The organism is Micromonospora sp. NPDC005161 (assembly GCF_053599855.1).
This window is the reverse complement of the sequence record NZ_JBSFYQ010000012.1, coordinates 84,142-99,948: the sequence shown is the minus strand read 5'-3', so window position 1 is coordinate 99,948 and position 15,807 is coordinate 84,142. Positions and strand designations below refer to the sequence as shown.

9 protein-coding genes are annotated in these 15,807 nt (G+C 74.7%); 4 read left to right on the top strand and 5 right to left on the bottom strand.

From position 1 onward, the window contains the following. Positions 1-4: 4 nt before the first annotated feature. The 3 genes from ACWD5O_RS14380 to ACWD5O_RS14370 all read right to left on the bottom strand — a co-directional run bounded on the left by ACWD5O_RS14380 (position 5) and on the right by ACWD5O_RS14370 (position 3,853). Positions 5-484, bottom strand: coding sequence for a Na(+)/H(+) antiporter subunit C (locus ACWD5O_RS14380; protein ID WP_354963198.1), 480 nt, complete (start codon positions 482-484; stop codon positions 5-7). Further along, positions 481-3,315, bottom strand: a complete 2,835-nt coding sequence (locus ACWD5O_RS14375; RefSeq protein ID WP_450085546.1) for a Na+/H+ antiporter subunit A — start codon at positions 3,313-3,315, stop codon at positions 481-483. Before ACWD5O_RS14375 ends, ACWD5O_RS14380 begins: the two co-directional genes overlap by 4 nt. A 151-nt stretch (positions 3,316-3,466) precedes the next feature. Next, positions 3,467-3,853, bottom strand: a complete 387-nt coding sequence (locus ACWD5O_RS14370; protein WP_354963200.1) for a hypothetical protein — start codon at positions 3,851-3,853, stop codon at positions 3,467-3,469. 178 nt (positions 3,854-4,031) lie between these two features. On the opposite strand from ACWD5O_RS14370, the gene ACWD5O_RS14365 reads away from it, so the two are divergent. Continuing rightward, the gene (locus ACWD5O_RS14365; RefSeq protein ID WP_450085545.1) at positions 4,032-8,600 is read left to right on the top strand and encodes an ATP-dependent helicase; all 4,569 of its coding nucleotides are present in this window, start codon (positions 4,032-4,034) and stop codon (positions 8,598-8,600) included. Positions 8,601-8,740: 140 nt separating this feature from the next. On the opposite strand, the gene ACWD5O_RS14360 is transcribed toward ACWD5O_RS14365, so the two are convergent. Next, entirely contained in the window at positions 8,741-9,295 is a 555-nt protein-coding gene (locus tag ACWD5O_RS14360) for a hypothetical protein (protein WP_450085544.1), read from the bottom strand. Positions 9,296-9,459: 164 nt separating this feature from the next. Here ACWD5O_RS14360 and ACWD5O_RS14355 point away from each other — a divergent pair, with 164 nt between their 5' ends. After that, positions 9,460-9,720, top strand: a complete 261-nt coding sequence (locus ACWD5O_RS14355) for a CPCC family cysteine-rich protein (protein ID WP_354963203.1) — start codon at positions 9,460-9,462, stop codon at positions 9,718-9,720. A gap of 7 nt (positions 9,721-9,727) precedes the next feature. Here ACWD5O_RS14355 and ACWD5O_RS14350 read toward each other — a convergent pair whose 3' ends face one another. Then, positions 9,728-10,978 carry a hypothetical protein gene (locus ACWD5O_RS14350; protein ID WP_450085543.1) on the bottom strand — a complete coding sequence of 417 codons (1,251 nt, stop codon included), beginning with the start codon at positions 10,976-10,978 and terminating at the stop codon, positions 9,728-9,730. 109 nt (positions 10,979-11,087) lie between these two features. On the opposite strand from ACWD5O_RS14350, the gene ACWD5O_RS14345 reads away from it, so the two are divergent. Beyond that, a complete protein-coding gene (locus ACWD5O_RS14345; protein ID WP_450085542.1) occupies positions 11,088-11,915 on the top strand; it encodes a DNA-formamidopyrimidine glycosylase family protein in 828 nt (275 codons plus the stop codon). Positions 11,916-12,085: 170 nt separating this feature from the next. Then, entirely contained in the window at positions 12,086-15,790 is a 3,705-nt protein-coding gene (locus ACWD5O_RS14340) for a hypothetical protein (protein WP_450085541.1), read from the top strand. Positions 15,791-15,807: the final 17 nt, after the last annotated feature.

Genomic DNA, 15,807 nt, shown 5'->3' with positions numbered 1-15,807 from the left:
GCCATCACGCCTCGTCCCCGCGATGCAGCCGACGCCGGGCGGGCTCGGGATCGACCTGCTCCGGATCGTCGTCCGGGCCCTCCCCGCCGAGGTCGGCCGTGCCCACCTCGTTGCGCTCGGCCCGCCTGATGATCTGCTGGTCCTCCAGGTCGTCGGGCACCTCATCGTCGCCGGTGAGGTACCAGCTCCGGTACGCCACGGCGAGCAGGAACGCGGTCAACCCGAAGGTGATCACGATGGAGGTCAGCACCATGGCCTGCGGCAGCGGGTCGCTCATCCGGTCCACCGGGCCGGTGCCGACGATCGGCGCCCCACCGGACCGACCGCCCAGCAGGATCAGCAGGTTGACCCCGTTGCCGAGCAGGATCACGCCGAGCAGGATCCGGGTCAGACTGCGCTCCAGCAGCAGGATCACCCCGCAACCGACCAGCACCCCGACAGCGAGCACCAGCACCAGCACGGGCCCGGCGCCACTGGTGGTCATGGCCGGTCCCCCTTGTCGACGGTGAGTCCACCGGCGGCGGTTCCGGTCGCCTCGATGTGCCGGTCCACCTCGGCCCCGAGGCTGCGCAGGATGTCCAGCACCAGCCCGATCACGACCAGGTACACGCCGACGTCGAAGAAGAGCGAGGTGACCAGGTGTGCGTCGCCGACCAGCGGCAGGGACCGGTCGACCTTGGCGCTCTCCAGCACCGATCCACCGGCCAGCAGCGCCACGACGCCGGTGCCCACCGACAGGGCCAGGCCGGCGCCGAGGACCGTGCCGGCGCCCACCGGCGCCGCCTCGGCGAGCTCGTACCGGCCGCCGGCCAGGTAGCGGACCACCAGGGCGAGCCCCGCCACCAGCCCGCCAGCGAAGCCGCCGCCCGGGCCGTTGTGTCCGGAGAAGAGCAGGAACAGGGAGAACAGCACCACGGTGTGGAAGATCAGCCGGATGATCACCTCCAGCACGATGGAGCGGCGCTCCTCGTCCAGCGTGGGCCCGCCGCGCAGCCACACCGGCCGGTCGGTCTGTTTCGCCGGCCTCGCCGACTCCGGCCGGCGCGGCCGGGGCCCGGTGCGGGACCGCTCGAAGATCAGGCTGGCGACCCCGGTCGCCGCCACCACCAGCACCGCCAGCTCACCCATGGTGTCCCAGGCCCGGATGTCGACCAGGGTCACGTTGACCACGTTGCGGCCGTACCCCTCGGCCACCGCCAGGTCCGGAAAGACGGCGGAGATGTCCGGCGCCCGACGGGCGCCGGCGGCGACGAGGGCCAGCCCAGCGGCCACCACACCCACCGCCACCCCGACCGCCCGACGGACCCACCGGCTGCGGCGCAGCGGACGGACCGAGAACCGGTTGGGCAGGCGGCGCAGCACCAGCACGAAGACCGCGATGGTCGCGGTCTCCACCAGGAACTGCGTGAGCGCGAGGTCGGGCGCGCCGTGCAGGACGAACAGCATGGCGCTGCCGTAGCCGGTCATCCCCACCAGCAGCATCGCGGTCAGCCGCCGGCGGGCGCGGACCGCCAGCACCGCGGCCACCCCGATCACCAGCACGACCACCGTCTGCAGCGGGGTGTCCCAGAGCGGGATCCGGGCATGCCACGGGCCGACGGCGAGCATCGCACCGCCGGGCAGCAGCACAAGGACGACCAGGATGACGCCCAGATACTGCGGCAGGGAGCCGCGCTGGGTCGCTCCGGTGACCTCGATGGCCAGTCGGTCGAACCGGCCCACGATCCACTCGTAGCCCTGCTTTCCGCTGACCGGCCAGCGGAGCCGGGCCAGCACCGGAGCGAGCGGCCCGCGCAGCGCGAAGAGCAGTCCGCCACCGGCGAGCGCCAGCGCGGACAGGCCGAGCGCCGGGGTCGGTCCGGACCACAGCGCGAGGTGCGCGTGGACGCCGCTGGACAGGTCGGCGTACGGGCGCAGCAGGCCGTCCAGCAGGCCGGCTGCCGGGCCGGCGAGCAACCCGACGCCGGCCAGCACCGCCGGTGGGATCAGCAGCGACCCGGCGATCGGGTCCGGCTGGACCGATGCCACGCCCGGCCGGTCCGCGAACGCGCCCCAGACGAAGCGGGCGCTGTACGCGACGGTGAGCACGGTCCCGGCGACCAGACCGGTGAGGAGCACCGGCCGGTCGGTGAACGCCGCGAACACCGCCTCCTTCGCCACGAAACCGACCAACGGCGGCACGCCGGCCATCGACGCCGCGGCCAGCACCCCGACCACGAACAGCGGTCGGGACCAGTGCCGCAGCCCGGACAGCTCGCGCAGGTCGCGGGTGCCGGCGGCGTGGTCGATGACGCCGACGACCAGGAACAGCGCCGCCTTGAACAGCGCGTGCGCCAGCAGCATCGCCGTACCGGCCAGCGCGGCGTCCGGCGTGCCGGACCCGGTCACCGCGACCAGCAGGCCGAGCTGGCTGACCGTCCCGAACGCCAGCAACAGCTTCAGGTCGGTCTGCCGCAGCGCCGCCCAGCCGCCCATCAGCATGGTGGCCAGGCCGGCGACCTGCACCACGGGCCGCCAGGGGCCGACCACGGCCAGCACCGGCGCGAGCAGCCCGACCAGGTAGACGCCGGCCTTGACCATGGCGGCCGCGTGCAGGTACGCGCTGACCGGCGTGGGCGCCGCCATCGCGACCGGCAGCCAGGAGCTGAACGGCAGCACCGCCGACTTGGACAGCGCACCGGCCAGGATCAGCAGCACGGCGGTGACCAGGTAACCGCCGCTGGGCAGCGGCTGTGCGGCGATCTCCGACCAGCGGTAGCTGCCCGCGTGCTCGCCGAGCAGGATGAACCCGACCAGCATGGCCAACCCGCCCAGCGTGGTGACCGTCAGCGCCTGCGCCGCCGCCCACCGGCTGGACCGCCGTTCGGTGCTGTGCCCGATCAGCAGGTACGAGAAGACCGTGGTCAGTTCCCAGCCGACGTAGAGCAGCAGCAGGTTGTCGGAGAAGACCAGGGCGAGCATCGCTCCGGCGAAGGCGACCAGGACCGCGGCGAACTGCGCCAGTCCGATCGAGCCGGCGGCGAAGTACCGGGCGCTGTAGATCAGCACCAGCGCGCCGACGCCGCCGATCAGCAGGGTCATCAGCCAGGACAGCGTGGTGAGCCGCAGCGCGATGTCGAGGCCCAGCTGTCGGATCCACGGGTACGTCTCGACCACCGCGCCGCCGTGGCTGACGGCCGGGGTGCGGGCCACCGCCCAGCCGAACGCGGCGGCCGGCGCCAGCGCCAGCGGGTAGCACGCACGCGGACCCCACCACCGAACGAACAGTGGCGCGACGAGGGCCGCCACGAGATGGAGGATGAGTAGTACCAGCACCCGCGCTCCCGGTCGTGGTGGCCGACGCCAGTGCAACGGTGGCGCCTAGCAGCGATCAGACGCCAGTTCGTCGCCCGTCGGGCCGTTTTGCCGGAATTCGTCCGCGACGCGTCATAAGCGTTGCCGCTGGCGGGCGAGCTGCGCGCCGATGTCAGCGCAGCAGGGCGTCTCCGACGGGCAGCGCGTCGTCGGGGGCGGGGCGGTCGCGGCGCAGCTCGGCCAGCAGGTCGACGCGGCCGAGCTGGCGGGCGACCTTGTCGACCACCCGCTCCGCGGCGGCGAGCGACCGCACCGAGAGCAGCCGGCCCCGGCTCTCCCGGCGCAGCACGAAGTAGTGGACGGCGGCGCGGACCTGGCCGCGGTCGGCGGCGCTGGCCTGCGCGGTGGAGATGACCAGCTCACGCAGGCAGCGGGCGAGGCGCTCGGCGAGCTCCAGCTCCGGCCCGTGCAGGCCGCCACGGAGCGTGGCGAGGTGGCTGTCGACCTTGCGGATCAGCACGTCGGTGCCGGGTGCGACATTCCGCTGCTCGCCGGCCATCCGATCCCCCCACCCCGGTTCGCGTTGCGAGTGAAGTTACTTTATGTTGCTCCTCACAAGCAAGCAGTTAAGTGAGACTTAACGCATTAAGCACGCATCCGGTGCTTATGGCTTTGACTCGGACACATTTCACGGTCGGGCGCTCGTGGTTGTCGTACCGGCGGGGCACGATGGAGCGGTGACCGGGGCAGACGCAGACACGGCCGGGGCGCTGGCCGGGTTCGGCCCGGCCACCCGTGCCTGGTTCGACGCCGCCTTCGCCGCCCCCACCGCCGCCCAGGCCGGCGCCTGGCGGTCGGTCGCCGCCGGCCGCAACGCCCTCGTGGTGGCGCCCACCGGCTCCGGCAAGACGCTCGCGGCCTTCCTCTGGTCCCTCGACCGGCTGGCCCGCGAGCCCGCCCCGGCGGAGGCCCGGCAGCGCTGCCGGGTGCTCTACGTCAGCCCACTCAAGGCGCTCGCCGTGGACGTCGAGCGCAACCTGCGCGCCCCGCTGGCCGGCATCCGGCAGGCGGCGACCCGGCTCGGCGTCGCCCCGCCCGACATCACCGTCGGCATGCGCACCGGCGACACCCCGGCCGACGAGCGACGAGCCTTCGCCCGCACCCCACCGGACATCCTCATCACCACGCCCGAGTCGCTGTTCCTGCTGCTCACCTCCGCCGCCCGGGATTCACTTCGCGGCGTCCAGACGGTGATTGTCGACGAGGTGCACGCGGTGGCCGGCAGCAAGCGCGGCGCCCACCTCGCCCTCTCGCTGGAACGTCTCGACGAGCTGCTGCCCGCCCCGGCGCAACGGATCGGCCTCTCCGCCACCGTCCGGCCGATCGACGCCTGCGCCCGGTTCCTCGGCGGTGCCCGCCCGGTCGACGTCGTGCAGCCCGCCACCGCGAAGACCATCGAGGTCAGCGTGCAGGTGCCGGTGGAGGACATGACCCGCCTGGACGAGCAGGAGCAGCCGCCGGAGGACGACCTCGGTGGTCCCGGGCCACGCCGCGCCTCGATCTGGCCCGCAGTCGAGGAGCGGGTCTTCTCGCTGATCGGCGAGCACCGCTCGACCATCGTCTTCACCAACTCCCGACGCAGCGCCGAGCGGCTCTGCGCGCGGCTCAACGAGCTGGCCGCCGAAGGGGTGGCGGAGGGCCCCGCCGGTCCGGTCCGCAACCGGCCCCCGGCGGAGGTGATGGCCCAGTCCGGCGCGGCCACCGGCGCGGCGCCGGTGATCGCCCGAGCGCACCACGGCAGCGTCTCCCGGGAGGAGCGCAAGCACATCGAGGAGGCGCTCAAGTCCGGCCAGCTCCCGGCGGTGGTGGCCACCTCCAGCCTGGAGCTGGGCATCGACATGGGCGCGGTCGACCTGGTGGTGCAGATCGAGGCGCCGCCGAGCGTGGCCGCCGGCCTGCAGCGGGTCGGCCGGGCCGGGCACCAGGTGGGCGCGGTCTCCCGCGGGGTGGTCTTCCCGAAGCACCGCGGCGACCTGCTCTCCTGCGCGGTGGTCGCCGAGCGGATGACCGACGGCGCGATCGAGGAGCTGCACTACCCGCGCAACCCGCTGGACGTGCTGGCCCAGCAGATCGTCGCGATGGTGGCCCTGGAGCCGTGGCGGGTCGGTGATCTGGCCGTGCTGGTCCGTCGGGCCGCGCCCTTCGCCGAGCTGCCCGACTCCGCGCTGCACGCAGTACTGGACATGCTCTCCGGCCGCTACCCGTCCACCGCCTTCGCCGAGCTGCGCCCCCGGCTCGTCTGGGACCGGGCGACCGACGTGCTCACCGGCCGCCCCGGCGCGCAGCGGCTCGCGGTGACCAGCGGCGGCACCATCCCCGACCGGGGCCTCTTCGGTGTCTTCCTGGCCGGCGCCGAGCGGGCCGCGCGGGTCGGCGAACTGGACGAGGAGATGGTCTACGAGTCGCGGGTCGGCGACGTCTTCCTGCTCGGCTCCTCCTCCTGGCGCATCGAGGAGATCACCCCCGACCGGGTGCTGGTCTCGCCGGCCCCGGGGCAGGCGGCCCGGATGCCGTTCTGGAAGGGCGACCAGCTGGGCCGGCCGGTGGAGCTGGGCCGAGCCATCGGCGCCCGGGTGCGCACCCTGTTGCGGCAGAGCGACGAGGCGGCGCTGGCCACGTTGCGCGCCGGCGGCCTGGACGACTGGGCCGCCGCCAACCTGATGGCCTACCTGCGCGAGCAGCGCGAGGCCACCCGTTCGCTGCCGGACGACCGCACGATCGTGGTCGAGCGGTTCCGCGACGAGCTGGGCGACTGGCGGCTGGCCGTGCACAGCGTCCTCGGTGCCCGGGTCAACGGGCCGTGGGCCCTCGCAGTGGGTCGCCGACTGGCCGAGCGGTACGGGGTGGACGCCCAGGTGATGCCCTCCGACGATGGCATCGTGGTCCGGCTGCCGGACACCGCCGACGAGCCACCCGGCGCCGACGTGGTGGTCTTCGAGCCCGACGAGATCGCCCAGCTGGTGGAGGAGTCGGTCGGCACGTCCGCGCTCTTCGCCGCCCGATTCCGGGAGTGCGCCGCCCGGTCGCTGCTGCTGCCCCGGCGCGATCCGCGCCGCCGCCAGCCGCTCTGGCAGCAGCGCCAACGTGCCGCACAGCTGCTCGACGTGGCCCGCGAGTACGCCGACTTCCCGGTCACCCTGGAGGCCGCCCGCGAGTGCCTCCAGGACGTCTTCGACCAGCCGGCGCTGGCCGGGCTGATGCGCGACCTGACCGCCCGCAAGGTGCGGCTGGTCGAGGTGGAGACCAGCGCGCCGTCCCCGTTCGCCCGGTCGCTGCTCTTCGGCTACGTCGGGGCGTTCCTCTACGAGGGCGACGCGCCGCTCGCCGAGCGGCGCGCCGCCGCGCTCGCACTGGATTCCACGCTGCTCGGGGAGCTGCTCGGCCGGGTCGACCTGCGCGAGCTGCTGGACCCGACGGTTCTCGCCGAGACCGAGCGGCAGCTGCGCTGGCTGACCGAGCAGCGCCGCCCGCGCGACGCGGAGGACGTGGTCGAGCTGCTGCGGGTGCTCGGCGACCTGAGCGACACCGAGCTGGCCGAGCGAGTCGTACCGGAGAGCTGGCTGACCGAGCTGGAGGCCGCCCGCCGGGTGCTGCGGGTCCGGATCGCCGGCGAGCAGCGCTGGGTGGGCGTCGAGGACGCCGCCCGGCTGCGCGACGCGCTCGGCGTGGCGCTGCCGGTCGGGGTGGCCGAGGCGTACCTCACCCCCGTGGCCGATCCGCTCGGTGACCTGGTGGCCCGCTACGCGCGCACCCACGGGCCGTTCGCCGCGGCGAGTTGCGCGGCCCGCTTCGGGCTCGGCGTGTTCGTGGTCGAGCAGACGCTGCGTCGGCTCGGCGCCACCGGTCGGGTGGTGTCCGGGGAGTTCACCCCCGATTCGGCTGGCGCCCAGTGGTGTGACGCGGAGGTGCTGCGGCTGCTGCGCCGCCGCTCGCTCGCGGCGCTGCGCCGGGAGATCGAGCCGGTGCCGCCCCGGGCGCTGGCCACGTTTCTGCCCCGCTGGCAGCAGGTCGGCTCGTCCGCCCGGGGGGTGGAGGCGCTCGCCGCCACGGTGGAGCAGTTGCAGGGCGCCGCGGTGCCGGCGTCCGCGCTGGAGCGGCTGGTGCTGCCCGGTCGCGTCGCCGACTACTCCCCCGCCCAGCTCGACGAGCTGTGCGCCAGCGGGGAGGTGGTCTGGGCCGGGTCGGGGGCGATCTCCGGCGGGGACGGCTGGGTCACCCTGGCGTACGCGGACACCGCGCCGCTGCTGCTCCCCCCGCCCGACGAGGCGCTGACCCGGACCCCGCTGCACGAGGCGGTGCTCGACGCGCTCGGCGACGGGCAGGCGCTGTTCTTCCGGCCGCTGGCCGACCGGGTCGGCTCGACCGACGACGCCGCGCTGACCGCGGCAATCTGGGACCTGGTCTGGGCCGGTCACCTCACCAACGACACCCTCGCCCCGCTGCGCGCGGTGCTCGGAGCCGGTGGGGCGCACCGCTCCCGGCCGTCCGCGCCGCGCACCCGCTACCGGCGGCCCGGCCGGGTGGCGCTGCCCACCCGGGGTGGCCCACCGACCGTCGCCGGTCGCTGGTCGCGGCTGCCGGAGCGGGACCTCGACCCGACCCGGCGCGCCGCCGCTCTGGCCGACGTGCTGCTGGAGCGGCACGGGGTGGTCACCCGCGGCGCGGTCATGGCCGAGCAGGTGGTCGGCGGTTTCTCCGCGGTCTACCCGGTGCTGTCGGCGCTGGAGGAGCGCGGCGCGGCCCGCCGGGGCTATTTCGTGGAGGGGCTGGGCGCGGCCCAGTTCGCGGTGCCCGGCGCGGTGGACCGGTTGCGTGCGCTGGCCGAGCCGGCCGACGGAGCCCGGGCGCGGGGCGGGCCGGCGACGGTGCTGGCCGCCACCGACCCGGCCAACCCGTACGGCGCGGCGCTGCCCTGGCCGGACCGGGTGATCGACTCCGGCGACGGCGCCGCCCCGGCGACCGGGCACCGGGCCGGCCGCAAGGCGGGCGCGCTGGTGGTGCAGGTCGCCGGTGACCTGGTGCTCTACGTGGAGCGCGGCGGCCGGACGCTGCTCTCCTTCACCGACGACGCCGACACGCTCGCCGCGGCCGGCAAGGCACTCGCCGACGCCGTCCACTCCGGAGCGTTGGGCGCGATGTCGGTGGAGCGGGCCGACGGTGAGGCGGTGCACTCCTCGCCGCTGCGCGACGCGCTGACCGCCGCGGGCTTCCGGGCCACCCCGCGCGGCCTACGCCTACGCGGCTGACCGCCCTCCTGGATGGGGCCGGCGCCGCCCGCGGCGGGTGACGATCGGCTGCGAACTCCCGTGCGGTGCCAACCACCGACCTGCTGCCAAACCCACCCCACCGGCCGGACGGCCAACGCCCGGCGCCACGGGCTCGGCGCTCAGCCGAGGTTGGCGAGGACCTTCTCGTAGCGCGTGCGGTCCCCGGCGGGAGTTTTCGCCTCCAGGTAGTTGAGCACCACCGTGCCGCGCCGGTACGACTGCCCGCTCCAGGTCTCCGCGATGTCACCGGCGCTGATCTCGTCGGGGAACACGTACACCGTGACGGCGTCGGTGGCGATCAGCTCGGAGCACCCCAGGCCGAGCCCGTCCGGCCCACAGTCGACCGAACGGTCCTTCGGGTGCGGCACCTTCAGGCCGGCGGCCTTGAACGCCTCGACGACCTGCTTCGCGCCGGGGGCCCCGGCCGACCGCTTGGGCAGCACCACCGGCGGCGGGCTGGCCGGTCGGCGCTCGGTCGGCCCCCGCGGGGCGACGGCGGGCGCGGAAGGGGCACCGCTGGCGCTGAACTGGTCCGTCGAGGGCGTCGCCCCGTCCGAAGGACCGGTGGCCGCCGGGGCCGAGACGGACGAGGCGGCGTCCGGCTGACCGGCGTCGTCACTACCGCAGCCGGCGGTGAGGGCGACGGCGACGGCGGGCAGGCTCCGATGTATCACCAGGGCAGTCTGCCCAACACCGCCCGGCGGCGGGAGTGGCCGGTCGGCCAGTGCCGTGTCCCATATCCGCCAGCAGCCGGTCGACCGAGCGACGCGGGTACGCGCCAACCCTGCGGAGCAGACTCGGCGACCGCAAACCTGTTCGACTGTGGAATGCTTCCCCGGTGGGTGAACACGTGGTTCCCGTGGCCTGTCCCTGCTGTGCCTCCCGGACCGGCGGCGGGACCTGCCCGGTCTGCTTCTGGACCGACGACGGTCAGTCCGACACCGATGCCGACGCGGTCCGGGGCGGCCCCAACGGCGACCTGAGCCTCTCGCACGCCCGCCTCAACTACGCCGTCTACGGCGCCAGCCACCCCCGCTACCAGGACATGGTGCGCCTGGCCCGCCCCGACGAGCGCCCGGACGGCGCCCGGCGGGGCTGAGCTCGGGTCAGCAGACCGGCACGGAACCGCCGTACACCGCGGAGATGTACGCGTGGCTGACGTACTGCCCGGCGGACAGGCGGTTCCACCGGGTGGAGGTGCGGTAGGGGCCAGCCACCGACTGGCCGGTGACGTAGCACTGGATCGGCACGTTGGCGAACCGGGCGGCGAGGCCACGGCTCGGGTACGACGTGCTGGCCCCGGTGCGGATGTTGAGCGGCCCGTCGCCGACCACACCGCGCGGCCCGCCACCGGTCCACAGGTAGGCCACGTCCACCCAGGCGTTGGTGGTCAGCCGCAAGCCGTCCCAGAACGTGCCGTCGGCCAGGTCGATGCCAGCCGGGTTGAGCACCGTACGCCCGAACTGGTCCCGCCCGCCGTTGTAGCCGGACTGGTACGCGGCCTGCGCCTCGGGCCGGCCCTGCGGCAGGTTCTTCCAGTTCTCCCGCACGGCCGACGGGTTCCAGTAGTCGTCACGGGTGTTCCACGGCCCGACGTCCCAGACCGGCGCGTACTCGCAGCGGGAGCCGGTGGTGGTGCAGACCCGCACGGTGTAGTCGCCGCTGTTGAGCGGGGAGAGCCCGCGACGCGACGGCAACGCCGCGAAGTGGTCCCGTGGCTGCACCGTACGGCCGTTGGCGGTCAGCTCGCCGACCAGCCCGATCCGGGTGGCGTACACCCGGTAGGTGCGGCCGGGGGTGGCGGCGGAGACGGCAGCGGCCGCGTCGGCGGTGAGCCGGACGCCGCGTACCGTCGCGGTGGCGCCGCCGGCCGGCGCGGTGAGCACCACCCGGGTCTGCACCCGGCTGACCGGCCGGTCGAAGACCGCGCCGGCGGTGGCGGCCCGCCACTCCGTCCAGCCGCTGACCCGCCATCCCCGGACCTGCGCCTCCACTGTGGCGCCGGCGGGGACCGAGGCGGTGATCTCGGCGCGGACCCGGGTGGCCGGCCGGGCGAGGGCGCGCGGGGCGGTCAGCAGCATTCCCTCGGCGACCGCGCTGTGGCGGCGCCCGGCGGCCCGGGCCTCCCGCAGCCGCAGCCCGGCAGCGCTGCGCCGGACGTTGACGTCATCCCGGTCGACGACGGACAGGTCGGCGTTCCACCGTTCGCCGCCCGGGGCGGCGGCGGTGAGGGTCAGCGGGTGGCCGGCCTCGCGAATAGCCGGGACGGGGCTGGCGGCGGGCACGAGCGCGGCGGTGAGCGCGAGGGCCAGGGTGGCGACGAGGACCGAGCGATTACGACATCGGGGTCGTGTCATCGACATTCTCCTCAGAACTTCCTGACCCTCACATGTCAGGAGATCATGAGGAACCTGAGTACAAATGGCGACACATGCGAATCTTGCTCGAAGGAGGGAGGATAGCGGGGTGCCCGAAGGCGACACCGTCTGGAACACCGCGCGCGTACTGCACCGCGCGCTGGCTGGCGCGCGTCTCACCGGCAGTGACTTCCGGGTGCCCCAGCTGGCCACCACGGACCTCACCGGTTGGACCGTCCGCGAGTCGGCCAGCCGGGGCAAGCACCTGCTGCTCCGCCTCACCGCCCCCGCCGACCGGCCCGGGGTGGACGGATCGCACTGGACGCTGCACTCGCACCTGCGGATGGACGGCGCCTGGCGTGCGTACGCGCCGGGTGAACGCTGGAGCGGCCGGCCGGCGCACCTGATCCGGGTGGTGCTGCGCAGCCCCGGCGCGGTCGCGGTCGGCTACCACCTGCACGAGCTGGCTCTGGTGCCCACGGCCGAGGAGGACGGCCTGGTCGGCCACCTCGGCCCCGACCTGCTCGGCCCCGACTGGGAGCCGGCCGAGGCGGTCCGCCGGCTCGCCGCCCACCCGGAGCAGACCATCGGCGAGGCGCTGCTCGACCAGCGCAACCTGGCCGGCGTGGGCAACCTCTACAAGTGCGAGGTGCTCTTCCTGCGCGGGGTGTCGCCGTGGACGCCGGTGCGTGCGGTGCCCGACCTGGCCGGCACGGTGGCTCTGGCGCAGCGGCTGCTCGCCGCCAACCGGGGCCGCTGGACGCAGAGCACCACCGGATCGCTGCACCGGGGGCAGACCAGCTACGTGTACGGCCGCCGCGCCCAACCCTGCCGCCGCTGCGGCACCGCGATCCGCAAGCAGGAGCTGGGCGAACGTGTCACCTACTGGTGCCCGGTCTGCCAACCGGAGCACCCGGAGAGGCTCGCGCCCGCCTGACCCACCGCACCCGGACAGGGGTCATCCCAGAAACGGACGATTGGGTAATTCCTAACCGGCCGTCGGAGTCGCATGCTGCGGTTGAGTGCTCACCGATCGTCAGAGTGCCGGGCCCGACCAGGTCGCCACGCCGGGGTGGCGACCCTCGTGCCCCGACCCCGGGGAGAGCCATGGCGATTTTCCGCAGACTCCGCTCCACCTGGTTCGAGCGGAGCGCCCGCGACAGCAACGGCGGCGCCAACGGACGGGTGGCGTCCGTGCCGGCCGCACGTACCGCCGAGGACGCCGCCCCGGCGCCCAGCCTCGACCCGGCCGTCGTGCCCCACTGCTTCGGCCCGGTGCCGAACTTCGCGCACAGCCCCCGACCGGCACGCGATCCGCACGGGCGGGTGGTGCCGGGCACCGGGCTGCGCAAGTTCGTCGACGTGCTGCCCACCCCGGGTCAGCTGGGCCGCGGCGACCTCGGTGGGTACCTGCCGGTGGCGGTGCCGGACACGATCAGCTTCCCGGGCTGCGACTACTACGAGATCGGCCTCCAGGAGTACGTCCAACGGCTGCACCGGGACCTGCCGGCCACCCGGCTGCGCGGCTACCGGCAGCTGAACCTGGGCACCGACGCGTCGGGCCACAACACGGTGGCGCCACCGGGGCGGCCCTGGCACCTCGGTCCGATGATCCTCGCCCGCCGGGGCCGGCCGGTCCGGGTGAAGTTCATCAACCAGCTCCCCACCGGCCGGGCCGGGGAGCTGTTCCTGCCGGTCGACGACACGGTAGACGGGGCCGGCGGTGGCCCGCTGGACGGACCGGCGCCGTACCCGCAGAACCGGGCGGTGCTGCACCTGGCCGGTGCGCAGACCGGCTGGACGAGCGCCGGTAACCCGGGGCAGTGGATCACCCCGGCCGGGGAGATCACCCCGTACCCGACCGGGACGGGTCTGACCCACGTGCCGGACATGCCGCCGCCCGGGGCCGGCGCCACCACGCTCTACTACCCGAACGAGCAGAGCGGCCGGCTGATGTGGTTCCACGACAACACCCTCGGCCTGGCCCGGCTCACCGTCTACGGCGGGCAGCTCGCGCCGTACCTGCTCACAGACCCGGCCGAGGACCAGCTCATCGCCGACGGGGTGCTGCCGGCCGACCAGCTGCCGCTGGTGATCGAGGACAAGACCTTCGTGCCGGACGACACCCAACTGGCCGCCGAGGACCCGACCTGGGACCGGGAACGCTGGGGCGCCCGGGGCAGCCTCTGGCACCCACACGTCTACCAGCCCCGGCAGAACCCGTACCGGTCCGGCGGGCGCAATCCGACCGGCCGGTGGGACTACGGACCCTGGTCGCGCAGCACCGCCCCGGACGGCACCCGTGGCGACAGCTGGCAGACGATGGACGGCTGGCCGTCGATGGACGGCTGGCGGGCTGCGGACGGCGTCACCGGCGGACCGCCGCTGACCGGGCCCGGCCCGGTGCCGAACCCGCACCACGATCCGGTCGGCGCGCCGGACGAGCCGCCGCTGGGCCCCGGCACGCCGCACCCGTCCGCGGTGCCCGAGGTGTACGGCGACACCCCGCTGGTCAACGGCGTCGCCTACCCGTACCTGGCGGTGCGGCCGCGCGCGTACCGGTTCCGGATCCTCAACGCCTGCCTGGACCGCAGCCTCAACCTCCAGCTCTACCGGGCCTGCTCGGACTCTCCGATGTGGACGGAGGACGACGCCTTGGCCGACGCCGACGCCGGTGAGGTGCCGATGGTGCCCGCCATGCGGGCTGCGGACCGGCCGGCGGACTGGCCGACCGACGGGCGTGACGGCGGGGTGCCGGACCCCCGCGCCGCCGGGCCGGCGTTCATCCAGATCGGCAACGAGGCCGGGCTGCTGCCCGCTCCCGTCGTGCTGCCGAACCGGCCGATCGGCTACCGCTACGACCGCCTCGACCCGACCGTGCTGAACGTCGACGGGCACACGCTGCTGCTCGCCCCCGGCGAGCGCGCGGACGTGCTCGTCGACTTCTCCGCCGTACCGCCGGGCACCACGCTGATCCTGTACAACGATGCCCCGGCACCGCTGCCCGGCTTCGATCCGCGCTACGACCAGCACACCGACGCGCCGGACCGGACCGCCGAGGGCGGCCCGCCCCCAACCCAGCCGGGGTACGGCCCGAACACCCGCACGCTGCTCCAGTTCCGGGTGAGCGGAGCGCCGGCCCCGACGTACGACCTGGCGCTGCTGCGCCGCCGGCTGCCCCTGGCGTACGCGGCCAGCCAGCGCCCGCCGATCGTGCCGCAGCCGGCGTACGACCCGGCGTTCGGCACCCGGACCGCGCGGGAGACGAGCGTGCCGGTGCACGCCGCCACGGTCACCTTCACCCCGGCGGGCGTCGCCGGGCCGGTCAGCCTGCCCGTCGCGGTGAAGGCCGCGCAACAGGTCGTCGAGCCCGGCCACGGCCGGCTGGCCGGCCGGCTCGGCGTCGGGCACCCGAACGCCGGGCCGCTCGTCCCGGCGACCCTGCCGCTCGGCCCGACCGACCCTGTCACCGAGGTGCTCTTCGCCGCCGATCCGGCCGTGCCGGTCGGCGCGCCGACCGACGGGACCCAATTCTGGCGGATCAGCGGCAACGTGCGGCAGACCGAGCCGCTGCGCTTCGGCGGCTGCGACGTGCAGCTCATCAACCGGGTCGGCTGGGACGGCACGCTCCGGCCACCGCACGGCAGCGAGCTGGGCTGGAAGGAGATCATCCGGGTGAACCCCCGGGAGGACGCGGTGGTGGCGCTACGTCCGGTCGCCCCGACGCTGCCGTTCAAGCTGGGCGACAGCGTCCGACTGCTCGACCCAAGCCGCCCGGCCGGCGCCCGGACCGGTTCGACCCCGATCAGCCCGGCCGACGGGCGACCCGCCCTGGTGGTGAACCAACTGGTCAACCTGGGCTGGGAGTACCGCTGGCACAGCCAGCTCGCCGGCCACCGCGACCTCGGAATGAACCGGCCGTTGGTGCTGCGGGTGGCGCCGAAGGCGCCCACCGGGCTGACCGCCACGCCGGTGCCGGGCTCAGCCACCGCGCTGCCGGCGATCGCGCTGGCCTGGACCGGCAACGGCGGTCGCCCGCCGGCCACCAGCCACCTGCTGCAACGGGCCACCGACACGACGTTCGGCGGCGAGGTCACCACCATCACGGTCGCGGCCACCGCCACCCGCTACACGGACGCGACGGTCACCCCCGGGGTCACCTACCACTACCGGATCCGGGCGGAGAACGCCGTCAGCTACTCGTCCTGGTCGAACAGCGTGCCCGCCTCGGTGCACCTGACCGCCCCGAGCGGGCTGGCCGCGGCGATCCCGCCGGCCGCGCCGCTGCGGGTGGCGCTGCGCTGGGCGAACCGCTCCTTCGCCACCGGCATCGACGTGCAGCGGGCCACCAACCCGACCTTCACCAGCGGCCCGGGCACCACCGCGATCGGCGTCGGTGACAACCACCTGGACGTCACGGTCGCCCCGGACACCACGTACTACTACCGGGTGCGAACCACGTACCTGGGCGCCGCGTCGGCCTGGTCGACGGTGGCCGCGGCGAGCACCCCACCCGCACCGGTCGCGCCGAGCGGGGTCGGTGCCACCGCCAGCGCGCCGGGACCGGACACCGCGACGGTGGTCCTGGTCTGGGCGGCGAGCACGCCGGCCCGTCCGGGGGCCGGGTTCATCGTGCAGCGGGCGCTGGACCCGGCCTTCGGCCGGGAGGTGGCCACCTTCACGGTGACGGGTCGCGGCTTCACCAACACCGGACTGGCCCGAGGTGTGACGTACCACTACCGGATCCGGTCGTTCAATGTCGTGGGCAGCTCGCCGTACACCGACCGGATCCCGGTCACCACCCCGCCGTGACCTGGCGCCGGTTCGCG